The organism is Geotalea toluenoxydans JCM 15764, assembly GCF_001311985.1.
Taxonomy (GTDB): Bacteria; Desulfobacterota; Desulfuromonadia; order Geobacterales; family Geobacteraceae; genus Geotalea; species Geotalea toluenoxydans.
The window spans coordinates 103,814-125,792 of record NZ_BBCJ01000006.1 but is presented as its reverse complement, the minus strand read 5'-3'; the positions used below and the strand labels follow the sequence as shown (position 1 = coordinate 125,792).

29 protein-coding genes and 2 pseudogenes are annotated in these 21,979 nt (G+C 53.8%); 23 read left to right on the top strand and 8 right to left on the bottom strand.

Annotated features, from left to right (window positions below; translation table 11 throughout):
* The first annotated feature begins 301 nt into the window (after positions 1-301).
* From JCM15764_RS05365 to JCM15764_RS05355, 3 genes are all read left to right on the top strand, one after another.
* Positions 302-1,324, top strand: a complete 1,023-nt coding sequence (locus tag JCM15764_RS05365; RefSeq protein WP_054693392.1) for a hypothetical protein — start codon at positions 302-304, stop codon at positions 1,322-1,324.
* 94 nt (positions 1,325-1,418) lie between these two features.
* The gene (locus JCM15764_RS05360) at positions 1,419-1,820 is read left to right on the top strand and encodes a hypothetical protein (protein ID WP_054693389.1); all 402 of its coding nucleotides are present in this window, start codon (positions 1,419-1,421) and stop codon (positions 1,818-1,820) included.
* Between the two features lie 89 nt (positions 1,821-1,909).
* Complete coding sequence (locus JCM15764_RS05355) at positions 1,910-2,524, top strand: C39 family peptidase (RefSeq protein WP_243688414.1); 615 nt, start codon at positions 1,910-1,912, stop codon at positions 2,522-2,524.
* A gap of 301 nt (positions 2,525-2,825) precedes the next feature.
* On the opposite strand, the gene JCM15764_RS05350 is transcribed toward JCM15764_RS05355, so the two are convergent.
* Both JCM15764_RS05350 and JCM15764_RS05345 read right to left on the bottom strand, forming a co-directional pair.
* Positions 2,826-3,095, bottom strand: coding sequence for a hypothetical protein (locus tag JCM15764_RS05350; RefSeq protein WP_054693382.1), 270 nt, complete (start codon positions 3,093-3,095; stop codon positions 2,826-2,828).
* Between the two features lie 147 nt (positions 3,096-3,242).
* Positions 3,243-4,448: a transporter gene (locus JCM15764_RS05345; protein WP_054693379.1), complete on the bottom strand. Its 1,206-nt coding sequence runs from the start codon at positions 4,446-4,448 to the stop codon at positions 3,243-3,245.
* 265 nt (positions 4,449-4,713) lie between these two features.
* Here JCM15764_RS05345 and JCM15764_RS05340 point away from each other — a divergent pair, with 265 nt between their 5' ends.
* Genes JCM15764_RS05340 through JCM15764_RS05320 form a run of 7 tightly spaced genes read left to right on the top strand, consistent with a single transcriptional unit; the run spans position 4,714 to position 10,550 of the window.
* Positions 4,714-6,069, top strand: coding sequence for a cadherin-like domain-containing protein (locus JCM15764_RS05340; RefSeq protein WP_054693376.1), 1,356 nt, complete (start codon positions 4,714-4,716; stop codon positions 6,067-6,069).
* A complete protein-coding gene (locus tag JCM15764_RS05335; protein WP_054693373.1) occupies positions 6,066-6,686 on the top strand; it encodes a hypothetical protein in 621 nt (206 codons plus the stop codon). The genes JCM15764_RS05340 and JCM15764_RS05335 overlap by 4 nt, the downstream gene beginning before the upstream one ends.
* A complete protein-coding gene (locus JCM15764_RS05330; RefSeq protein WP_243688413.1) occupies positions 6,641-8,365 on the top strand; it encodes an Ig-like domain-containing protein in 1,725 nt (574 codons plus the stop codon). Before JCM15764_RS05335 ends, JCM15764_RS05330 begins: the two co-directional genes overlap by 46 nt.
* Positions 8,341-9,045 carry a hypothetical protein gene (locus tag JCM15764_RS05325; protein WP_054693367.1) on the top strand — a complete coding sequence of 235 codons (705 nt, stop codon included), beginning with the start codon at positions 8,341-8,343 and terminating at the stop codon, positions 9,043-9,045. The genes JCM15764_RS05330 and JCM15764_RS05325 overlap by 25 nt, the downstream gene beginning before the upstream one ends.
* Positions 9,046-9,068: 23 nt before the next feature.
* Positions 9,069-9,224: a hypothetical protein gene (locus JCM15764_RS21950; RefSeq protein WP_243688412.1), complete on the top strand. Its 156-nt coding sequence runs from the start codon at positions 9,069-9,071 to the stop codon at positions 9,222-9,224.
* Between the two features lie 28 nt (positions 9,225-9,252).
* Positions 9,253-9,615, top strand: coding sequence for a hypothetical protein (locus tag JCM15764_RS21945; RefSeq protein WP_243688411.1), 363 nt, complete (start codon positions 9,253-9,255; stop codon positions 9,613-9,615).
* A complete protein-coding gene (locus JCM15764_RS05320; protein ID WP_243688410.1) occupies positions 9,609-10,550 on the top strand; it encodes a hypothetical protein in 942 nt (313 codons plus the stop codon). Before JCM15764_RS21945 ends, JCM15764_RS05320 begins: the two co-directional genes overlap by 7 nt.
* Positions 10,551-10,691: 141 nt before the next feature.
* Here the strand turns inward: JCM15764_RS05320 and JCM15764_RS05315 are convergent, their stop codons facing one another.
* Entirely contained in the window at positions 10,692-11,027 is a 336-nt protein-coding gene (locus JCM15764_RS05315; RefSeq protein ID WP_243688409.1) for a hypothetical protein, read from the bottom strand.
* Between the two features lie 380 nt (positions 11,028-11,407).
* Between JCM15764_RS05315 and JCM15764_RS05310 the strand changes: the two genes are divergently transcribed.
* The 10 genes and pseudogenes from JCM15764_RS05310 (at position 11,408) to galU (ending at position 16,793) form a co-directional block, all read left to right on the top strand.
* Positions 11,408-11,719, top strand: coding sequence for a YggT family protein (locus JCM15764_RS05310; RefSeq protein WP_054693364.1), 312 nt, complete (start codon positions 11,408-11,410; stop codon positions 11,717-11,719).
* Positions 11,720-11,721: 2 nt separating this feature from the next.
* Positions 11,722-12,120: a DivIVA domain-containing protein gene (locus tag JCM15764_RS05305; RefSeq protein ID WP_243688408.1), complete on the top strand. Its 399-nt coding sequence runs from the start codon at positions 11,722-11,724 to the stop codon at positions 12,118-12,120.
* Positions 12,121-12,159: 39 nt separating this feature from the next.
* A complete protein-coding gene (locus tag JCM15764_RS05300; RefSeq protein ID WP_054693362.1) occupies positions 12,160-12,468 on the top strand; it encodes a DUF167 domain-containing protein in 309 nt (102 codons plus the stop codon).
* A gap of 20 nt (positions 12,469-12,488) precedes the next feature.
* Positions 12,489-12,695, top strand: a complete 207-nt coding sequence (locus tag JCM15764_RS21940) for a CBS domain-containing protein (RefSeq protein ID WP_243688407.1) — start codon at positions 12,489-12,491, stop codon at positions 12,693-12,695.
* Positions 12,692-12,952, top strand: a complete 261-nt coding sequence (locus tag JCM15764_RS21935) for a CBS domain-containing protein (protein WP_243688406.1) — start codon at positions 12,692-12,694, stop codon at positions 12,950-12,952. Before JCM15764_RS21940 ends, JCM15764_RS21935 begins: the two co-directional genes overlap by 4 nt.
* 70 nt (positions 12,953-13,022) lie before the next feature.
* Positions 13,023-13,270, top strand: a pseudogene (locus JCM15764_RS05290) (FmdB family zinc ribbon protein).
* A gap of 157 nt (positions 13,271-13,427) precedes the next feature.
* Positions 13,428-14,270 carry a bifunctional methylenetetrahydrofolate dehydrogenase/methenyltetrahydrofolate cyclohydrolase FolD gene (folD, locus tag JCM15764_RS05285; RefSeq protein ID WP_054693359.1) on the top strand — a complete coding sequence of 281 codons (843 nt, stop codon included), beginning with the start codon at positions 13,428-13,430 and terminating at the stop codon, positions 14,268-14,270.
* The gene (locus tag JCM15764_RS05280) at positions 14,270-15,007 is read left to right on the top strand and encodes a methylenetetrahydrofolate reductase C-terminal domain-containing protein (RefSeq protein ID WP_243688405.1); all 738 of its coding nucleotides are present in this window, start codon (positions 14,270-14,272) and stop codon (positions 15,005-15,007) included. Before folD ends, JCM15764_RS05280 begins: the two co-directional genes overlap by 1 nt.
* A complete protein-coding gene (locus JCM15764_RS05275) occupies positions 15,004-15,882 on the top strand; it encodes a methylenetetrahydrofolate reductase (RefSeq protein WP_054693356.1) in 879 nt (292 codons plus the stop codon). Before JCM15764_RS05280 ends, JCM15764_RS05275 begins: the two co-directional genes overlap by 4 nt.
* A gap of 36 nt (positions 15,883-15,918) precedes the next feature.
* Positions 15,919-16,793 (top strand): annotated as a pseudogene (gene galU / locus JCM15764_RS05270) (UTP--glucose-1-phosphate uridylyltransferase GalU).
* On the opposite strand, the gene JCM15764_RS05265 reads toward galU, so the two are convergent.
* Entirely contained in the window at positions 16,794-17,648 is an 855-nt protein-coding gene (locus tag JCM15764_RS05265) for an energy transducer TonB (protein WP_054693353.1), read from the bottom strand.
* 206 nt (positions 17,649-17,854) lie between these two features.
* A complete protein-coding gene (locus JCM15764_RS05260) occupies positions 17,855-18,334 on the bottom strand; it encodes a TMEM165/GDT1 family protein (RefSeq protein WP_243688404.1) in 480 nt (159 codons plus the stop codon).
* Between the two features lie 211 nt (positions 18,335-18,545).
* Between JCM15764_RS05260 and JCM15764_RS05255 the strand changes: the two genes are divergently transcribed.
* Both JCM15764_RS05255 and JCM15764_RS05250 read left to right on the top strand, forming a co-directional pair.
* Positions 18,546-19,046: a substrate-binding domain-containing protein gene (locus JCM15764_RS05255; RefSeq protein ID WP_054693350.1), complete on the top strand. Its 501-nt coding sequence runs from the start codon at positions 18,546-18,548 to the stop codon at positions 19,044-19,046.
* Complete coding sequence (locus JCM15764_RS05250) at positions 19,043-19,291, top strand: type 2 periplasmic-binding domain-containing protein (protein WP_054693347.1); 249 nt, start codon at positions 19,043-19,045, stop codon at positions 19,289-19,291. Before JCM15764_RS05255 ends, JCM15764_RS05250 begins: the two co-directional genes overlap by 4 nt.
* 48 nt (positions 19,292-19,339) lie before the next feature.
* On the opposite strand, the gene JCM15764_RS29345 is transcribed toward JCM15764_RS05250, so the two are convergent.
* From JCM15764_RS29345 to JCM15764_RS05240, 3 genes are all read right to left on the bottom strand, one after another.
* A complete protein-coding gene (locus JCM15764_RS29345; RefSeq protein WP_243688403.1) occupies positions 19,340-19,612 on the bottom strand; it encodes an amidohydrolase family protein in 273 nt (90 codons plus the stop codon).
* Positions 19,576-20,019, bottom strand: coding sequence for an amidohydrolase family protein (locus JCM15764_RS29340; RefSeq protein WP_243688402.1), 444 nt, complete (start codon positions 20,017-20,019; stop codon positions 19,576-19,578). The genes JCM15764_RS29345 and JCM15764_RS29340 overlap by 37 nt, the downstream gene beginning before the upstream one ends.
* Before the next feature lie 91 nt (positions 20,020-20,110).
* Complete coding sequence (locus JCM15764_RS05240) at positions 20,111-20,446, bottom strand: hypothetical protein (RefSeq protein WP_243688401.1); 336 nt, start codon at positions 20,444-20,446, stop codon at positions 20,111-20,113.
* Positions 20,447-21,020: 574 nt separating this feature from the next.
* On the opposite strand from JCM15764_RS05240, the gene JCM15764_RS05235 reads away from it, so the two are divergent.
* A complete protein-coding gene (locus JCM15764_RS05235) occupies positions 21,021-21,833 on the top strand; it encodes an electron transfer flavoprotein subunit beta/FixA family protein (RefSeq protein WP_012646894.1) in 813 nt (270 codons plus the stop codon).
* Positions 21,834-21,979: the final 146 nt, after the last annotated feature.

Here is a 21,979-nt window from a genome sequence, read left to right as displayed (position 1 = left end):
TGGAAGGCCCGGTGTATCAGAATTTTACAGATTCACTGCTCCGTTGGATGTCCAAGTTGCTGAAAAATAAAGAACCACCGATGACCGTAACACCTGCTTAACGGATAACAGGTTACACATTTTCAATAATCTTTACAGAAAGGGCTGCCACAGGAACCGGTACCGGAAGCAAAAAATAATAAAGATGCAGGAATAGCAGTGGGTTACAAATAAATATGAGAGCTGGCACATCAATTGCCATAAGAGAAATAAGAGCAACGGCAGAGCGCCTTGCCAAAATCTAATTCTAGGAGGATATGTTATGAAAAAGGGAAAAATGATCGTGACGATGGCTGTGGTCTCTGCCTTGGGGTTTGGCGGGCAGGCATTGGCAAATGATGAACTCGAAGTGGACGTGGATATCACCAAGACAGTGGAAGTGAACAAAACCATTGATTCGAACAACACAATTGAAGTTAAAAAAGAAGTAGAAGTGAACAAAACCATTGATTCGAACAACACTGTGGAAGTGAACAAAACTCTCCAAGTCGATGCCAGCAAAAACATCGAGGTTTCCAAAGAAGTAGAAATAAAGAAAGCTGAAGGCGAAGCTGAAGGTAAAGGCAATGCAGTAGCCGTCAACGGCTCCACTTCTGACGTGACCGACAATTCAAAAAAGCTTGAAGTCGGTGACGTCAACATAGACAAATCTACCGACAATTCAAAGAATCTTTCTGTCGGAGATGTGGACATCGATAAATCAAGCAAGGAAGTAGAGATTGAGAAAACCGAAAACGAAGCCCAGTATGGAAGCGTTGCTGCCATCGGGGGTAATGCTACGAAAGAGGAAGTGGACGGCGACATAGACAATCTGTCAGGCGGCGCCGTGGCAGCTACCACCGGCGGCACTGCTTCCATGACAGACAGCTTCAACACTGACTCCAGCATCAACGCTACCGCCGAAGAGGGCGCCATTGCCGTCAATGCCGCAGGCAACGCCGACATCAGCACAACCGAGGAATCTTACAACAACCATGCCGAGGATCACAGTGCAGCTGCCTATAACGGTGACGCCTACGCCCAGGAAAACTTCAACAATACCACCAACAGCAACAACCAGACCCTGACCGTCGGTGATGTGGATGTTGAAATCGCCTCCAGTGTTCTCAACGGTACAGTATCGAGCAACGTTGCGCCGACCGACGCAGAGGACGTGCCTCTGACCGGATACAATGAAATCAACGATTCCCTGGAATCTCCGAGCGGCATCACCGTCCTTTCCCAGAACACCGGCTTCAGCTCACTGGTACAGCAGTCGGTCAATGTTCAGGTTAACAGGCCGTAAGTGTAATCACATGTTCACCCCGGTGATGCATAAGCGTCACCGGGTGCTTTTTTGCCGCATTTAAATTTAGCTGCACCCATAAGGAGGCAGGAAAATGCGAAGATCGACAAAAGCCCTGTTTGCCCTACTGGCTTTGTCTGCTGCCACCATCTCGGCTCAAGGGGCTTCGGCCAATGGAATCGGCCCAGGATCAGCCGGGGAGATGGTGACTACGGCCGACCTGGAACTGGGGCAGTCATTAACCAACGAAAACCTGGATGACTTGACCGGACGGCAGAACATGAACGTGGACCAGCTCGACATGCAGCTAAGCACTGCAACGCAATTGGGTGAGGCAGATGGTAACCTTATTAATGATTCGAACCTCACCTCCGGCGCCAACGGCATCAGCGGCAACGCCTTTGCCCAGGCGAGCGGCCTGGTGACGGTGATCCAGAACTCCGGCAACCAGGTCCTGATTCAGAACGACCTGATCATGAATCTGACGGTGAAATGAAGCGTATGAAGCATTCCATATTACACGTTGCCTTTTTTGCATTGCTACCCACTTTTTTTGTGATATCGCCGGTTGAGGCGGGTACCATAGTGGTGCCAGGGGTGACCGGCGGTGCTTTTACCGTGAAGGTGACGAGTATAAAAGAAGCGCGTTTCCGCACCACGGTCCACCAGCAGTACGACTTCAGCTGTGGATCGGCGGCGCTGGCAACGCTGTTGACCTATAATTACGAAGAGCCCGTTACGGAACAGCAAGTATTCAAGGCCATGTTCGACAAGGGGAATAAGGAGAAGATCCGTAGGGAAGGCTTTTCATTGCTGGATATGAAGAATTACCTGGAGGAGAATGGCTACAAAGCTGCCGGGTACAAGGTAACCCTCGACCGGCTGTCGCAAATCGGCGTGCCTGCCATTGTGCTGGTCAATATCAGGGGGTACAAACATTTTGTGGTGGTCAAGGGGGTTTCGGCAAAGTCGGTACTGGTCTCGGACCCGGCCGTTGGGGCCAAGACCATTCCCCGTGCCGAGTTTGAATCCACCTGGAACGGACTGATTTTCATCATATTGAACAAGAAAAACGTAGCTAAAAACTACTTCAACCGCGATCGAGAATGGCATGTCAAGGAGAAAGCGCCACTGGGCTTGGCCTTGAGCCCCAGCGAGCTTGCCAGCGTAACCTTGATGCTGCCGGGAGTATTGCGATGACGCCAAAGGGGAAAGACCATATGTGGAAAATCGCCCTATTGTTGGCAATAGTGATGTCTGCTACAAATTCGGCTCATGCGGATTGGGTCGAATGCAACGACTGCCGTGCCATTGCCGGCTCGGAACTGGAGCTGACACGTGGTGGCTATCTTGGTGGAGATGGCCTGGAGGTCTCCTTCGGCATTGAAAAGGCTGTGTTTATTAACGGCATACTGCAGGCCACAAGTACGTTGAATGTTCCGCTCCTGGGGGCAGATTCGGGCCAGTCTCTATCCGATCTCCAGAGTCAGAGGATGGTCGTTCAGAATGGCTTGGTAATACCATCGATATTCCCGGTGGCCAGAGCGGCCTGTTTACATTCATCCAGAACAGCCTCGATTTTGCCGCAATCAAGAACGTTACTCGCATAGATGCCACGGTTAATGTCCTCAATACTTATCGCAACATGAATCTGAGGTCTTTGATCAACGAACAGCTGATCAATGCAATGAAATAAAAATATCTGCCGATGATGGCCCATATGAAAAGCCGCCAGTCCCAGTTTTGGGGCAGACGGCTTTTTTTCGGACAATGGACAGCCCCGGCTGCCGCGACTTCGTCCGTTAGTTCTGTCGCCGCAGCTGCGGACCTTGGGCCTTAATCCCCCTATTCCTAGGGGGGAAGCGAACAATAGTGAGCAGGGGGGTGATTTCCTGCAAGAATTAAAAAACACGGACATCTACTTTCCCGTGAGCAGGAAACTGGTGGGAAGCCTCAAGGTCAACTGCACATTGGAGGCGGCCGGCGTCAGTCCAGCGCCTATGGAGAAATTAGCCGACGTTTTTTCGGTCAACTTGTAGGAAAAGCCGAAGAGAAGACTCCCCACCTGGGTGATGATGGAGCCGGGAATTTCGGTGCCGTCGATCTTCGGCTTGCCCAGGACGATATGGTCGTAGCCGATGCTGAAGGAGGATTTTTCGTTGAGTGCCACACCGATACCGAAGTTGAAGCCGATGGTGTCCCCTGGGTCCATTCTGCCTTGGCCAGGGACCTTTCTCGCCATATTCCACATGTAGCTCACGGTGCCGAAAAATACTGCCGGGTCGGAAGAAAAGATGGCGCTGATCCCCGGCTGGATGCCCCAGAAGCCCGACCCCGTGGGAAGTTCCGTCTGCAACGGTACCCCCGATGGGCTGGTCACGTTGGCCGCTGTGGGAACCTCGAAGGGATCCTTGCCGGTGATGGATTTTACCCGCAGGTTGGCGATGAAATAGGGACCGTTTCCCCCCGGCTGGTTAAGCTGAAAACGGGGACCGAATTCAACGTCACCCATATTGTTCCCGTCGGCGGTGAACACACTTGCCGGTATCCGGTTGCCCGTATTGGGATCGGTAGTCGGTTCGAACGAGGTGGAATCGGAACGGTAGACGTAGGGAACCCTGGCTTCGAATTCCACCCGGTTGGTGATGCCGTAGCGTGCTCCCAGGGAGACGACGTAGGTATTGCTGTTGACGTTCCGCACATCGATGAGCCCGATGGTGAAGGAGGGAATGATAGTATAGCCGCTCAGTGCCACACGGTTGGAGGAGGAATTGGAGAACTGGAATGATGGCTCCAGGACCAGCGTTCCCTTGGGGGTCAGTACCCCCGGTTGATCGAAGATCGGAGCTATATCCGGTGTCCGTGCTTCTCCAGGCTGCCCTACCGGCGGCTCATGAATATGCGTCTTCGTTGCTTCGGTGCGCATTTCTTCTTTCGCCTCGCCTGCTTTGGCAGTTGCCTTCTTTTCGTTTCCTTTTTTGGTGGAGGTAATTTCCCGGTACTGTTCCGGCGGCCGGTTTTTCCCTTTGCCCGGGGGGGAAGACTCTGCGCAAAATGAATTTGCAGGCAGCAACATCAAAGCCACCCAAACGCAGGCGGTAATGGTTTTTCCATGAGCGGGCATCGAAACCTCCAGAGAAAATTAATTCAAATTAATTCGATTGATTAAATTAATCCAATGGCGGCCGGATGTCAATGACCAGCTCAATTTATTTTTTAAGGAAGCAAAAAGCAAAAATATTTTTAGGTATATTTGTAAAAATTAATTTGTGATATATAATTAGTCACGCCCGCCGGTCACATGGATGACAGGTGGAGAGTAAGGTTAAGCGATCGGCGCCCAACCAATGAATACTTGTTTCTCTTGTTATCGGACAGGAGGGGGTAACGTGAACGGTACAAAAACCACTATCTGGTTGTATATCCTCATTGCATTCGCTGTTTTCTCGGCCGTTCCCGACATTCATGCCGCCACACCTTCCGCAACACCAATAGCAGACGTCGCCCAAAACGAGGCTGATACCATCAACCTTGACGTGGCAGGCTCTTTCAGCGATGGGGATGGCCACACGCTTACCTTCACCGCCACTGGCCTGCCCGAAGGCATTGGCATCAGCTCCGCCGGGCTTATTTCGGGAAAGCTGCCGAAGGTGACGGCGAATACCTCCTATGGGGTGACGGTGACCGCCACAGACCCGGGTAATCTTACTGCCGACCAGAGTTTCGCCCTGACGGTCATCAACAGCATTAACGAGCTTCCTGTCCTGGCCCGCAATACCGTGCTCAGAATCAACCAGGATGCCGCTGCCGGTACCATCGGTAACAACTATTTGCAGCTCACGGATGAAAACAATCCCGGTGCCGGCTCCCTGACCTACACCCTGACCGCCGTGCCGGTCAAAGGGACCCTGCAAAAAGGGAACTCAGCCCTCGCTGTCGGCGCCACCTTTACCCAGGCGGACATCGACGTCGGTTCCATCAGCTTCGCTCCTTCGGGGAGCGCCAACGGCGCCGACGGTTTTTCCTTTACCTACACGGACGACTTCGGGGAAACACAGGGACCAGCGGTTTTCACCATCACCATCGTCGATAATATACCGCCGACCATGAACGGCACTGCCGTATATGTGGACTCGACCCATGTGGAGGTGACCTTCAGCGAGGAGGTTAAAGGCGCGGATGCTCCAGCCAATTATGGGGCAGGCAATGACCTGAAAATCAGCCAGGTAGCCTGGGTGAGCGGCAATATCTATCGTCTTACCACATCCGTCCAAACAATCGGTGTCGCCTACACCATCACCGGCAATGCTATTACCGACCTGGCCGACAATGGTTTGGCCGCCGGCAGCAAAACTGCGACATTTATCCGGTCCGAAACTGCTAACAGTGCGCCCACTACGCCGGTCCTCAAGGCGCCGGCGAGTGGGGGAGCCAATACGGCAGGTGAAGTTTCCACCTTGACGCCCACCCTTTCAGTCAATGCCGTCACCGATCCGGACAGCGATCCAGTTACCTATACGTTCGAGGTGAGTACCACCAGCGACCCTCCTGTCGTTGTGGCTTACAAGGAAGGAATTACCGCCGAAAACGGTGCAGCTTCCTTCACCGTACCGACATCCCTTGCGGAGAACACCATTTATCAGTGGCGGGTTCAGGCCTATGACGGCCACCTGTACAGCGGTTACATGCCGACGGTACCTTCTTCGTCAACACAACCGCGGAGGCACCGACCGATCCAGCGGTGAGCTATCCTGCCGCCGGCACCGAAGTGCCCTCACTGACACCGGAGCTGTCGGTCACCAACGCTACCGACCCGGACCAGGATACCCTCACTTATTACTTCGACCTGGCAACGGACCAGGGATTCGCCGCCGGCAATATCGTGGCCAGTGGCACCGGCATTGCCCAGGGCACTGGAGGGAGCACAGCCTGGACTGTCCCCCCGGACAAAGCAAAGGATAACAGCCGGTACTTCTGGCGATGCCGGGCCGTAGACCACGATGGGAAAACCAGTAACTACATCACCTCATCCTTTTTCATCAACACTGCCAACGACGCCCCCACTGCACCCACTTTGAGCGCACCGGCAAACGGCTCGCCCAATGTCAATGAGGTGAATATCCTCACCCCCACACTGGTGGTCAATAATGCAACCGATCCCGACCCGGTGAAGGCGGCTCTCACCTACACCTTCGAAATCGATACGGTCAACACCTTCGATAGTGCCGGCAAGCAGGTGTCGCCGGCTATTCCCGAGGGGGCGGGGACCACCGCCTGGCCTGTAGCGGCAAATCTTACCGAGAACACCACCTGTTATTGGCGCGCAAGGCGAACGACGGTGCAGCTGACGGCCCATGGATGACCACCGGCAGTTTCTTCGTTTCCACGAAAAATATCGCTCCCAACATTCCTGCGCTGGTGAGCCCACCGGCCGGGGGCGAGGCGGATTCCCTGACGCCGGTGCTTTCGGTGCAGGGAAGCGACGTCAACGGCGATACCATGACCTATACCTTCGAGGTCTTCACCGATAGCAGTATGGAACAACGTTTTCGGGTTGCCTATGCCGTGGACCAGCCTGCATCCTGGATAGTCACTCCCCCCCTCACGGACAATACACGCTATTACTGGACAGCCATGGCGAAGGATCTCCACGGCACCTTCAGCAGGACAATGGCGGCACAGTCGTTCATCGTCAAGAACAAGGATAGCGGCAATGCTGCGCCGACCATGACCATAACCGCTCCCGGTGCAAATGAACCAGTGATGAACAAATACTCCATAAATTCCTATACCATTACCTGGACTGCCGCCGACCCGGACAGTCCGGCCCTTATCGCCCTGTACCACGCCCCGGATGCCGGCGGTACCGGGGGAACCCTGATTGCCAGCGGCCTCAGCAAGAATGTGACCAGCTACACCTGGGATACCTCGGTCCTTCAGGACGGGAGCTACTACGTGTACGGTGTCATCGCCGACGGCAAGTCGCAGGTTACGGCAGTTTCGGCCGGACCCATCGTCATCGACCGCACTCTACCCACCCCCCCGGAGGTGTCGGGTGTGACGCTGACCAACAATCCCACGCCCACCTGGAGCTGGACCGGGAACGGGGGAGGGAGCGGAACTTACCGCTACAAGCTGGACAGCGAAGATTTGACAACCGGTGCAACCGAGACGCCAGACCTTACCTTTACTCCGGCGTCGGCACTGGGCGGAGGTGAGCACACGCTGTATGTGCAGGAGCGGGATGTTGCCGGCAACTGGTCCCCAAGCGGCAGCTACAGGACCAATATAGATCTGATCCTCCCTGAGGCCACAATCAGCGGCGCTCCCGTTCAGGCAACAGCTGATACCAGCGTTACCCTGACTGTCAGCGGAGACGACGTGGTCATCTACCGGTACCGGCAGGATGGTGGCGAATTTTCCGGTGAAAGACCGGTAGGTGATCCCATCCAGTTGGCGGCTCTCGGGGATGGTGGACATGCCGTCGCCGTTATCGGCAGGGACAGTGCCGGAAACTGGCAAACCACCGAATCGACGGTGCAGTGGATCGTAGACATAACCCCGCCGGGTGCTGTTATCACCAGCGTTCCATCGAGCCCAACGAACAGGACGGCGGCCACTCTGGTAGTCGGTGGGGAAGGGGTTACTGCCTACCGTTACAAGTTCGACGACGGTGCATATTCCAGCGAGACGCCCGTTTCCACCCCCATAACGCTTGTCTCCCTGACTGAGGGGAACCATACGGTGTCGGTAATCGGTCGGGACGGCGCCGGAAACTGGCAGACCGAGGGGAGCGCCGCCACCGCCGCCTGGATGGTGGATTTGACTCCTGCGGTAATGAATGTATCCACCCTTTTGGATGGCAACTTTACCAACGTGGCAGAGTTGAACATTTCCGGGACCGTCACCGATGCCAGCGGCATCGCGAGTCTTGCCCTTGAATATGCGGCCGAAGGCACTACCGGCTCCGGAGAGGTCATACTCGACGGGAAGGGAGCTTTCAGCCACATGCGACCTTGGCCGTCGGGGCCAATAAGCTGACCCTGACTGCCACTGACCGTGCGGGTAACCGGACCGGCAATACGAGAACCATCAACTACGATCCGTTTGGACCCGAGCTTACCATAACGAGCCCTGCAGACAATCTGAAGACCAACCAGTCATTCGTCAAGATCAACGGGACGACCAACGAAACTGCCACCATCGAGGTCACTACCTACGACCGGAATCAGACACCTGCTTCCCCCCAATTGGCGTCCATCAGCGGAGCGGATTTTACCGCCACCGCCAATCTCTTCGAAGGACTCAACACCGTCGTCATCACCGCCCAGGACCAGACCGGGACCAGAAGCTCCTACAAAAGGACCGTTACCTACGACAACCAGAAACCCAATCTGGCCATTACCGAGCCTGTTCAGGACCTGAGGACCAATTTGCACATAATGACCATCAAGGGAGCTGTTTCCGATGCCCTCAGTGAGGTTGCCGTGACGGTGAAGCAGGATGGCAATGAACCAGAGCCGGTTCTCCTGGTCACAGGCGAGTCGGGGCAGTCCTTTGAGAAGACGGTGACCTTTACGGATAGTAAGGTCTACCATTTTGTGGTGACGGCAACGGATGCAGCGGGGAACGAGACAACTGTCCAGCGGAACGTCATCTTTGCCGCTCCAGCCTGGGGGGATATCAACAGCGACGACAGGGTGGATATCCTCGACGCCTGATTGCGCTGCAGATTTCCAATGGCATGCTGACCCAGACTGATTTTGACCTGATCCGTGGGGATGTTGCTCCATTGATAGACGGCAAACCGGTCTCCGACGGCAGGATCAATGTGGGTGATGCCGTCGTCATTCTCCAGGCGGCGGTCAAACTGATCACCCTTGAGGCACCACAAAAATGAAAAGAAAGCGAGTGTTGCAGGTATGAAAGTGAACAGAGCGATATTATCAGGTTTTATCCTGTTGGTTTCCATTCTTTCCGGTTGCGGTTTCGGCGGTTTCACCGACAATCCAAACAACGATGCAGCATCCGCCAACCAGTCGAAGACCGACACCGATACCAAGATAACCGGCGTCGTTGCCAAAGGATTATTCAAGGATGGTACGGTGCGGGTTTATGCCCTCAACACCGACGGCACCGAAACGTTGCTCAGGACCTCCAGGATCAACGCGTTCGGCAATTATTCCTCGCGCATCAGCGCGTTCAAGACCAGTACTACCGGGTCCTATAACGGTATTTACCTGATCAAGCGACCGGCTCCTATCTCGACGAATCGACCGGCTCGGTGCTGACCATCGACGAGGGAAATCCCCTCAGGGCCGTTATCGCCAATCCGTCGGGGATCTTTACTGCCTCGGTGACCCCGCTGACGGAGCTTGCCGCCAGAAAAGTCCTGGCGCTCCAGCAGGGGGGAAAGAGTCTGGCCTCCACCGATGTAACGGCAGCAAATGCATTGGTTTCGGAGATGTTCAGGGTGGACATTATCGGCACGAAACCGGTGGAGCCGGATCAGACGCCAGCCGGTATCAAAGCCGATACCGGGCAGGGGCAGAGGGATTACACCCTGGCGCTTGCCGCCATCTCCCAGATGGCCAAAGCTGATGCAGGGGCACTGGCCGGGACCTTGAATGCCCTGAGCGGCGATATCGCAGACGGCGCCATGTCGGTGGAGAGTGCCGGCGCCTTTCAGGCGGCGCTGACCGCTTTTCTCGGCTCGGATAAGAATGCCACCGGTATCACCAGCATCAACAATACCAACTTGGCCAACGCCGGCGGCACGACAAAAACCATCAAGATTGCCACCTCTGCAAAGGAGGGTGCCAACGCCCTTATCCGGGGCATAACGGTGACGCTGGTGTTGCCACCCGGGGTAACGCTGAGGGCGAATTTTGTAACCTCTAAAGAGAAAAAAGAACCCTTGTCCGCGGTTGTTACCCTGCCAAGTACCATGTCCACAAATACCCAATTTCAGTCGGCATATAGTCCACCTGCCTCGGGTGCTCGGGGGATGATCACCATATCTCTGGGTAATGCATACGGTTTTACAGCCGGGGAGTTTTTGACGATCAAATGCGATGTTGCCCCAGGGGCGGTACTAGCGACTTCGGATTTCACCATCTACCGCAATCCCGACAATCCTGACGACCCGAAGAATTTCCAGGCGGTAGACGGCAATGGGGCACTCTTCCCGCCTGAGATGCTAAGCGCGGAGATAATGCCCGAGTAAACGGGGTCGATTTCACCGAGAGAGGCCGATCCGGATGTATGGCAAGTCGGGATCGGCCTATCTTTTGGATTTTTAGCAGCTCGGGCGATGGGGCGGCTACGGCAGCCGTCCTGGAAACACGGCAGCAATCTTACTTGCTGCCTATGGTGGAAAGAGTAATTCTCCGGAGACAATTGCCGCTGTCGGTAATGCCTTGTCTGCTTCGTCCCACAGTTTTATTTTCGATGCCGCCAGTTCCAGCTTGCCGGAGAACAGGACCCCAATGGGAATGGCAGTCTCAAGGCCATGCCCCACTATCTGCACCAGTTCTTCGTCATTGACATTCACCTCCGAAAGGAGGCGGTCACGCCAATCTTCTTCCTCTGCGGACGGTTGCAGGGTGTAGTTCGGTTGTGTCGAAGGGGCAGGCTCCTCTGCCTTCAGCCAGGCCGGCATCAGGCAAAGGAAAAGACAGGCAAACGCGGCGGTCTTTTTCATGTTAACGGCTCCTTGATGGGATATTTCGCGAAGGGCACTCCTCAATGGGACGCACTTTTGCTGTCCATTGAAAAAAGGAGAGCAATTCAAATGCCAATGTGCAACTACCTGGTTTTCCACAATTTTATTGCGGCAACACCTTGAGCTGTAAAGAAATCGTACAGGCGGAAATTCCATTCATTCGCGGCGATGCGGTCAAAATGCAATCATTTCAGTATGTTAAGCCTGCAATAGGGGGTGGTTGCCACCTGTAATGATTCCATACATTCAGGAATGATGATTCCATTCCGGGCATGCATTTGTCAGGTTGCCGTCCTTGACAGGCTATTCCTTTTTCTGTATAAAATTCTGTGCTTTATTAAAGCAAAAAGGGGCGCCTGATGTTCATAATTGCCAATTTCCTCAATGCCATTGCCTATGTCCTTGAGTTCTCACTCAACATTTACATGTACATCATAATTGCCAGGGCTATCCTTTCCTGGGTCAATCCTGATCCATACAATCCGATAGTCAATTTTCTCTATCGTGCAACCGATCCGGTACTTTACCGGGTCCGGCGCATGCTCCCGGACATGGGGGGGCTGGACTTGTCCCCTATGATCGTACTGCTTGTTATCTTTTTCCTGCAAAAGTTTCTGGTCAATTCCATTTTTGAATTGGCAAACAGGCTGAAGTTCGCCGTGGGGGCATAACTGTGAAAATAACTCCCATAGACATCCAGCAGCAACAGTTCAAGGGGAAAATGATCGGTGGCCTCGACCCGGAGGATGTGGATGCCTTTCTGCAGATGGTAGCCCAGGAGATGGAAGGGCTTCTTCGGGAAAATAACGAGCTCAAGGAGCAGCTGAATCGCAACAGTGCAGCCATGGCAGCCATGGAAGGCCAGGAAACGAAGCTTCGCGATGCAGTGCTTGCTGCCCAGAACATAGCTGAAGATATGAAGGCCAATGCCCGTAAAGAGGCTACTTTGCTTGTTTCTGAAGCCGAGTTGAAGGGCGAAAGAATTATTGCCGCTGCAGAACAGAAACTGGTGGAACTGACCAGCCAGATCCAGGACTGCGCAGGGAGAAAGTGCAGTTTGAAACTTCCTTGAAGTCTCTTCTCGATGCCCACTACAAAATGCTCTCCTTCAATGAAGAATGACGGCGACACAGGCAGTCTCAAGGTAACTGAAACCGCTGATGGGGTGATTTTCACCGTTCACGTCCAACCCCGTGCTTCTCGCAATGAGATCTGCGGCGTTCAGGGAGACGAACTCAGGCTCCGCCTCACCGCACCGCCGGTCGATGACGCGGCCAACAAGCTCTGCATAGAGCTTTTGGCCAAGGCTCTCGGCGTGGCAAAATCCCATTTGGCCCTGACCTCTGGGGCGAAATCCCGGCACAAGACCATCAGGGTCGAAGGTGTCTCAAGGAATACCGTTCTTTCTCTGGTAAAATGATTTGCAGTGCAGGAGGATATATGAAAGCCAGAGATATAATGGTTTCGGATGTTCCGGTCATTACCACCAAGGCCACAGTCGCACAAGCGGTGCAGATGCTGAAGGATAACTATGGTGACGAGAGCTTCATCAATGCCGCTCCCGGTCTTGTGGTGCTATCCGAACGTGGCGGTCTTGCAGGCATCCTCACCCCTCTCAGCGTCATCACGGCCTTATCGGGGACATGACCGGCGTGACATCGGCGGCAAAACTTGATGATTCTTTTTTTTCCGAACGCTGCGACATGATAAAGGGGCTGCCGGTTTCGGAGATCATGGAACGTCAGGCAATCTCCGTCACCGAGGACGCCCACGTTGCCGATATCGCCGAACTCTTCGTCAAGCACCGGTTTCAGCGTCTGCCGGTGGTCAAGGGAAGCCGGGTCGTCGGCATCATCTACCGTTCGCGTCTGCTCTTTGCCATGACTGAAAAAATGACAACTTGACTTGACAAAACTAACTGCAAATACCTATATTAGCTACTGTGATTCATGAGAAAAAGGAGGTAGTTGGAAAATGCCACTCTACGAATATGCATGCGACAATTGCGGAAATAAGTTCGAATTGCGCCAGAAGTTCTCGGATGCCCCTGCCAATGAATGTCCCAGCTGTGGTGGACCTGTACAGAAGCTGATTTCCCAGGCAGGTTTCTCCCTCAAGGGGGGCGGATGGTACAACGATGGGTACAGCAGTAGCAAAAGTTCCGATGCCCCGACTTGCCTTCGGGTGGCAGCTGCGCCGGATGTCCGTCTGCCGCTGCATAGCAACATCCCAAAAGACTGCAGCTCCGCAAGGAGCAGGGAAAATCCTCCGGCGACGGGGGATTTTTTTGCCCGGATTTCCCAGGAAAATACTTTACAAAGGTCCCGCTGTTACTTATTATTTCTAGTTTCTACAAATGGTTAAAAGGAGCTTATCTTTATGGCGAAAATAATAGACGGCAAAGCAATTGCGGCAAAAATTCGCGGTGAAATTACCGCAGAGGTGGCGAAACTGGCCACTCAGGGCATAACGCCGGGTCTTGCCGTGGTGCTTGTGGGCGAAGATCCGGCAAGCAAGGTTTATGTCAGCATGAAGGAAAAGGCGTGCAAGGATGTGGGTATCTTTTCCGACGAATACAAACTTCCTGCGGAGACGACAGAAGAAGAGCTTTTGCAACTGATTAACAAGTTGAACAAGGACCGGAAGATACATGGCATTCTCGTCCAGCTTCCGCTGCCGAAGCAGATAAACACGGAAAAGGTGCTGGAGGCAATCTCCCCGGAAAAGGACGCCGATGGGTTCCACCCCTACAATGTGGGCAGGCTGGTCATCGGCAAGCCTCTTTTTCAGCCCTGTACACCTTATGGAGTCATGGTCATGCTCAAGGAGGCGGGGGTCGATCTTGCCGGCAAGGAGGTGGTCGTTGTCGGCCGCTCCAACATCGTCGGCAAGCCGGTTGCCTTCATGTGTCTGCAACAGAATGCCACGGTAACCCTCTGCCACTCCAAAACACGTGACTTGGCAGCCAAAGTGGCCATGGCCGATGTGGTAATCGCCGCCGTCGGCCAGCCCGAAATGATAAAGGGTGCCTGGATCAAGAAAGGGGCGGTGGTCATCGATGTGGGGGTGAATCGCGTCGGTGAAAAGAAGCTGGTCGGCGATGTTGAGTTTGAGGCAGCTTCTGCCCGCGCTGCTGCCATCACCCCGGTTCCCGGTGGGGTCGGGCCGATGACTATTACCATGCTCCTTTACAATACACTCCAATCGGCGAAAAGACGGTAATGATGCGGACGGAGGTCGCAGTCGGTGGTGAAAAACTTCAAACCGCCGACTGCCGACCACCGACCGCTTTTAAAAATATGATAGTCAGCAAACAAAAACCAATAGATGAAATCCTTGCCGTTCTCGCCGATGATGGTAAAATTTTTCTCATTGGCTGCGCAAAGTGCGCCACTGTCTGCAAGGCGGGGGGCGAGGAAGAGATTTGGCAGATGCAGGATACGTTGACTGCCGCCGGCAAGGAGGTGACCGGATCGGTGGTCATCGACGAGGCCTGCCACATGCTGCGGTCAGGCCGGGACCTGCGCGCCAAGAAGGAGATGGTGGACGAGGCGGATGCGCTGCTGGTACTGGCCTGCGGTGCCGGCATCCAGTCTGTTTCGGCAAGTACCCCAAAGAAAACGGTTGCCGGTCTGAATACCCTTTTCCTCGGTAACATCCGCCGTTTCGGACACTTCGAACAGAAATGCTCCCTCTGCGGCGACTGTATCCTCACTGAAACCGGCTGCATCTGTCCGGTAACCGTCTGCCCCAAGGGACTTTTGAATGGACCTTGCGGTGGCATGGACAACGGCCGGTGTGAGACGGACAAGGAAAGGGAGTGCGTCTGGTCCCAGATCTACGAGCGCCTCAAGGCCAGGGATGCATTGGATAAGCTGAAAAAAACCGTTTCTCAGAAGGATTATTCCGGAATGCTCAAGCCGGGAACCCTGAAGCTGGAGAAAGAAATTCCCCGATGACCTCCCGACTGCAGCAAAAACTCATGAGAGGCAGCTTTGTCCTGACTGCTGAGGTCTGTCCTCCCAAAGGATGCGACTGCAGCGAATTTCTGGAAAAGGCTCGAAAGCTGGCACCGTTGGTGGATGCTGTCAATGTCACCGACAACCAGGGGGCGACAATGCGAATTTCCCCCCTGGCTGCAGCTGCTCTCCTGGTGCGGGAAGGGATTGAGCCGATCTATCAGATTACCTGTCGCGACAGAAACCGGCTGGCCCTGCAGAGCGACCTGCTTGGTGCGGCAGCGCTGGGCATAAACAATGTCTTGGCACTGTCCGGAGATCACATCTCTTTCGGGGACCACCGTGCAGGCAAACCGGTCTTCGATCTTGATTCGGTCCAGCTGCTACAGGCCATAAGGGGGCTCGGTGAAGGGATGGATCTGGCAGGGAAGAGCATCACAGGTTTACCGTCTTTTTTTGTCGGTGCGGCCGCAGCCCCCGAAGCCGAACCTTTTGAACTTACCACCTTCAAGCTTGAGAAGAAGGTGACGGCAGGAGCAAGCTTTTTTCAGACCCAGGCCATTTTCGACCCGGAGCGCCTCGCCCTTTTCGCTGAGGCGATAAAACCGCTTCAGGTGAAGGTCATAGCCGGCATCCTGCTTCTTAAATCGGCGGGCATGGCAAGATATGTCACTAACAATATCCCCGGCCTGAAAGTGCCGGCGGCATTGATAGAAGAACTGGAAAAAGCGACAGATCCGCTGGCAGCCGGTGTCGACATTGCCAAAAGGCTTGCCGCTGCCTGCAAACCCCATTGCCATGGGCTGCACATTATGGCCATGGGGAGAGAAGACCTGATTCCTGAAATCCTGGAGTCGGTGAAGAGTGAAGAGTGAAGAGTGAAGAAAAAACATCTATCCAGGAGCTGAATCATGCAGGTGAAAAAAGCAATATTTCCCGTTGCCGGCCTTGGCACCAGGTTCCTTCCCGCAACAAAGTCGACCCCCAAAGAGATGCTGCCCCTGATAGACAAGCCTCTTGTGCAGTATGTGGTTGAAGAGGCCGTTGCCTCGGGCATCGAGCAGATCCTCTTCGTCACCGGCAGGAGCAAGCGGGCCATTGAGGACCATTTCGACATCTCTTTCGAGCTGGAATCACTGCTGTACGACAAGGGGAAGGACGCTGAGCTGAGCCAGATCAGGGATATTGCCGAGATGATGAATATCTTCTACGTGCGGCAGAAACAGGCACTTGGTCTTGGCCATGCCATCCTCTGCGCCAAGGAATTCATCGGCAATGAACCCTTTGCCGTTCTACTGGGCGATGACATCATCGACGGCAAAAAACCATGTCTGGGACAACTGCTGGAGGTCTACCGCAAGTATCGCGGGCCGGTCCTGGCGCTGGAACAGGTGCCCTTGGAGAATATCTCTTCCTATGGCTGTGTCGCCGCCAATACTATCTCGGACCGGATCTATGAGGTGGTGGATATGGTGGAAAAGCCGAAGCAGGAGGATGCCCCGTCCGATCTGGCGATTATCGGCCGCTATATCCTCACCCCGGATATCTTCCCCATTCTTGAAAAACAGGAGCCGGGCAAGGGGGAGAGATTCAGCTTACCGATGCCATAAAGAAACTGGCAAAGGATGAAGCTATTTACGGCTGCCGTTTCGAAGGCATCCGCCATGACTGTGGCGACAAGCTGGGCTTTCTCAAGGCCACGGTGGATATGGCTCTGAAGCGGGAGGAGTTCAACGGCGACTTCGAGAGGTTTCTGCGGGAACGGCTGGACTGCATCAAACGCTGATCAGCGAAGTGATCCTCTGATGCCGCTGCTGCTGTTGATGTACTGGAAAAACGCTATCAGCTTGAAGGTGTCTTTCGTATAGCCGCGGGGGAATGAACCAATCCGGCCGATTTCACGCAAAGTCCTCAGGACCTCTTCATCAAGAATCCTGCTCCCCGAGCTCTCCAGCAGTTTGACATCAACCACTTCGCCCTTTCTGTTGAAGGTGATCCTCACCGGCGTTACGCCCTGTAAGCCTTGTCGCGCCGCTTCCTGAGGATAACGCCATACCCCGTAAACTGCCGTCTCGAACCGGCGCAGGAATGACCCGAACAAAATATCATCGGTGTTAAGAAAAGAAGCCTCGCCGTCCTCCACCTCGTGCCCATATTTTTTGCGGTAGCTTTCTTCTATTTTGGCCATTTTGCCGGAGCTTGGAAAAAGCTTGGCCAGGGACGGCTGCTCCTGCCGGTTTGGTTTAAAGACGCTTTCTCCCCGTGGGGCTTCCTCACGGGGTATGGTGCCGCGCTCCTGCCGTTGCGGTATTCTTATCTCCTCTCTTCTCGCCTGTTGCCCCGGTTTCGCCACTGGTGGCTGTACCGGCGGCGCCAGCCGCTCTACTTCCCGCTCACCTTTAGGTGCAATCTCTTTCGGCACCCGTCTCTGCTTTTCCGCCAGTCTGCTTGTCTTTTTTTGCTCCCGAGGGGGCGGTGCCTTCACCTCCGGCAGGTCCCGCAACTCGACCATGTACGGTTCCTGCTTCCGGGGTTTCTTCTCCTGGGGGAATAGGATAAAGAATGCGAATACCGCCACGTGGAGGAGGAGGGATATTGCCAGTAGATAAAGGAATATCTTTTCTATGTGCTTATCGGACATTCACTTGCCGGAGAAAATGGATTTCTCGAAAATTGTAAGCTGTCAGCGGCCAAATTGCAAATGGCGTTAAAATTTACCAGTGTCTTGAGGAGGAGTCAAAGGTACCGGATCAGAATGCCTGGTAGAGAATGGCGATGCCGAAGATAAGAAAAAGGCAGCCGGCTCCCCTGTGAATGGTGGAAAGAGGGACAAAACGGGTAAGTTGCTTACCGACGAATATACAGCAGGGAAACAATCCACAAGGCCAGTGTTGATCCGGCAAAAACAGACAGCGTGGAATCATGCTGGGCAGAGAGGCTGGTGGTTACCAACTGTGTCTTGTCACCCAACTCAGCCAGCAGAATCATGATAAACGAGGTTGCGACCGGTCCCTTTGACTTCAACTGCTTTTCTTCCGACTCTTCTTCCTCCTGGGAAAACCCGGCCGACTTCAGGGTGGTGATGCCGAAGAAAAGGAAGAGGATGCCTGAAACCATCTTGATCCAGAACAGGGGAAGGAAAGAGAACAATATCTGGCCGATGACGACCGCACCTATATTAAGCACGGCAAAGGCTGCAGCTATGCCGATGAAGATCCTTTTCCAGGGATATTTGGTCGCCAGTGCCATGGCGGTAAGTTGCGTCTTGTCCCCTAACTCTGCAAGGAAAATTATGCCAAAGGTGCTGATAAAAACGCTGAGATCCATTTGAACGCTCCGGGTATGTAGTGGAGGGATGGTAAAAGATAGCCGCACCATTTGCAAGAATGAATTTGTTGCCGGAAGGGCCGGTGTGGGTGTTGACCACACGACAGCAACAACTTGACCTGCGCAATCCAATACTTGCATCTCTCATTAAAAGGGTGTAGCTTCAAGCTTTCCGTCGGTATACCGATAGGATAGGTAAGAGGAGGCATCAATGAAGATATTAAACCTGGTGATGTGCACGCTGGCATGGCTGTTCTGTTCCACTGCCTTTGCCGAAGCTCCGAGGGAGATAAAAATAGGGGGTGGGGGAGCATCGTGCAAGCAGATATTTGGTTCCATCCAGGACAACTTTGAACGCGAAACCGGGATCCATTTGGCAATAAATACTACAACTCCGGTTCAGGGGCTTATTGAGCTCAACAACGGTTCGGCGGACATTGTCGCCTCTCCCTTACCTTTTTCTTCTATGGTCAAGGGGGCGGCAAGGAATGGCGTCATCATCGATTCGGGGCTTTTCACCGTACGGAATGTGGGCAAAAGCAATGTGCTGGTCTTTGTCCATAAATCCAACAAGGTTGCGGGCCTAAGCAAAAAGCAGCTTCAGGACATTTTTTCGGGAAAGGTGCGAAATTGGAAGCAGGTTGGTGGAGACAACCAGCAGATCGTAGTGGTCTGGGGAGTATCCACCCGGGGCAGAATGAGCTCTTCATGAAGAAGGTGATGGATGGCAGACCGGTGACGGAGTCTGCAGTGGAAGCTTTCGACTACTACGAGATCAGGGACAGAATATCACGGACATCAGGGGCTATCGGTATCGATCCACAGGGATTTGCCAGTGCCAACACCAGGAATCCGAAAACCGTTCCTGTCAGGTCGGAGATTATTGTCGTCACCAAGGGACAGCCAAAGCCGGAGGTGGAACAATTGCTGAAATTTATCAAGGACTACAACTGGTAAGAAGTATCTGCCGATGGTTCTGTGCACCCTTTTGAAGGGGGTCCCCTGTCAGAACTGTTCCTGGATCAAACCGTAAAAAGCAGCGGCATTTTGCCATAGGACTCGATGGGCTTTTTCTTCCCCCAGCGTTTCCACCACCAACCTGAAATCCTGATCCGAATATGGCTTTGGTGCCCTGGTGGATGGAAGATCGGTGCCGAACATCAATGTCTGCGGATTTGCCTCGTATAGTTCCATGAGGGCCGTCGGCACATGAAAATCAACCCGGCCGAAGCCTGTCGCCTTCACCCGTACCCCCCGTTCTGCCAGCTTGAGGAGCACGGGAAAACCGTCACCTGACAGCCCCAGGTGATCGATGCTGACAGCAGGCAGGCCGACCAGCGTCTCATACAGGTCCCCCAGCTCACGGCATCCACGTACAGCTCCACATGCCACCTTGCCAGATCGTATACCCGCCGCGCAAACTTTTCCAGGTGCCGGATATCCTCCGATCCCCCCCGTTTCAGATTGAACCTTACGGCGCGGACTCCTGCCCCGTTCAAACGCAGCAGCTCCTCATCGGAGGCTGAAGCCGGCAACTGGGTCACACCTACAAAGCCGGGCCCCAGGTTTTTCAGGGCGTCGATCAGGTAGCTCTGGTCGTATGCCTGAAAGGAGCCGGAGACTACGGCACCCCCGGCAAGCCGGTACCCCTTCATCCTGGCAAGATAGTCCTCGCAGGTGAACATCTCGGCAGGTAGCCCTGGTTCGGAACCAGAGGAAATCGGCCGTCAATGATGTGAAAGTGGGCATCAAACAATTTGAAATCTTCAGCCGGCTTCATTGTTTGACCCGTTTCTGTATCTCCTGGACCTGGGGGTTATTGAGGATCTCAAGGAATCGAGGGTTTCCGGTCAGTGCGTCGATGTCCCCATTGGTAACTGCTGTCACCACATCAGGATCCTGAAGAAGTGCCTGCACTTCCGGGTTGTCCTTAAGCATGAGTATCAGGGCGACTATTTCCTTGTCCGCCAGCAGAGCATCCTGCAACTCCTCCAACTGCATCTTGACCTGCGGTTGCTTGATAGTGCTGTCGGCAGGTTCCAGTGCGGATGCCTCAAGTTGGCTGCAGCTCAGCACAAATACCAGTAAAGCGAGAATGCGGAATTTCATCATCTACCCCGGTGTGATTTGATCTGTGCACCTCAACGACTAAATAATATGTCCAGGCACTGGATAATACAAGAAACACTTTCCTTGTCGCCCAAACTTAAAAAAATCCCATGTATCAATACTGGCAAGCCTTTTGTAAAGGGTTAAATATCCAGCCGGTGATCCAGCATTGGTTCCAACGATCGACTTTCCAAAAGAAAGCAGGTGCGAACGCCGTGTTTTCAAGTTTTGCAGTTGCCACTACCTCAAATCGGGATAAGATTAAAAGTCTGATCAAGGTGGGGAAAAAAACTACATCTGCCTCTTTTTTATGCGACAGCGCAGCCAGCTCTTTACTTGACTATCTTTGGGTTTGATGACATTCAGCAGGCATTAGTAGCGGAAATAATTTTATTAATACTAAAAAAATTTGCTCAAATTATAAGCAGCTCTGTGCTTGTTTCTCTGCGGGCTTTTTGTTATTATCCCGCCTGCACAAAATTTAGACTCTGATTCATTCCACGTTATTGATCCGGCTCAAGGCCCAAACTTTTGCCACAGCTCTAGTTTGCTTATTACTTTATTACGAGGTTTTCCCATGCTGATAGTCGCCTGCATCAAACAGGTTCCGGACACCACCCAGGTGCAGATCGACCCGGTTACCAACACCCTGGTCCGGGAAGGAATTCCCTTTATCGTCAATCCCTACGACACCCACGCCCTGGAAGAGAGTCTGCGCCTGAAAGACCGTTTCGGCTGCCGGGTTGCCGCCATCTCCATGGGGCCTCCCAATGCGGAGGCCACACTGAAAAAGGCACTGGCCCTGGGCGTTGATGAAGCGATACTGCTCAGCGACCGGGTTTTCGGCGGCGCCGATACCCTGGCCACGAGCAATGTTCTGGCTGCAGCAATCCGCAAATTATCGGAAGAGGAAGAAGTGGGGCTGGTCATCTGCGGCAAGCAGACCATCGACGGAGATACGGCCCAAGTCGGCCCCGGTATTGCCACCCGTCTCGGTTTCACCCAGCTTACCCTCATCGACCGTGTCGAGGATTTTGACCCTAAAGGCCGCAAAATACGTGTCAGGCGCAAGCTTGAAGGGCGTCACGAGATGGTAGAGGCGCCGCTCCCTGCCATGCTGACCGTCGTTCGCGAACTGAACCGTCCCCGTTACCCGACGGTTCCCATGCGCCTGGCATCCGTGGATGCGGAGGTAAAAGTATGGAACAATCAGGTGTTGAAGCTCGATGAGCAGAAAATAGGACTGAAGGGCTCGCCAACCTGGGTGAGCCGGATCTTTTCCCCGGAACGTGAAAAGGGGGAGATCATCGGCGAAGGCATCCAGGACCCGAAACAAACCGCCCGGCTGCTGGTGGAGAAGCTGTTGAGCAAGGATTTGCTATCCATTTAGAAACAGTGATTGGAAAAACAGTGATTGGTGATTGGAAAAACAGTGATTGGTGATTGGTGACGGGTGACGGGTGACCTCGAACTTCGAACTTCGAACTGAACCTAGAACCTAGAACATAGAACATAGAACATAGAACATAGAACATA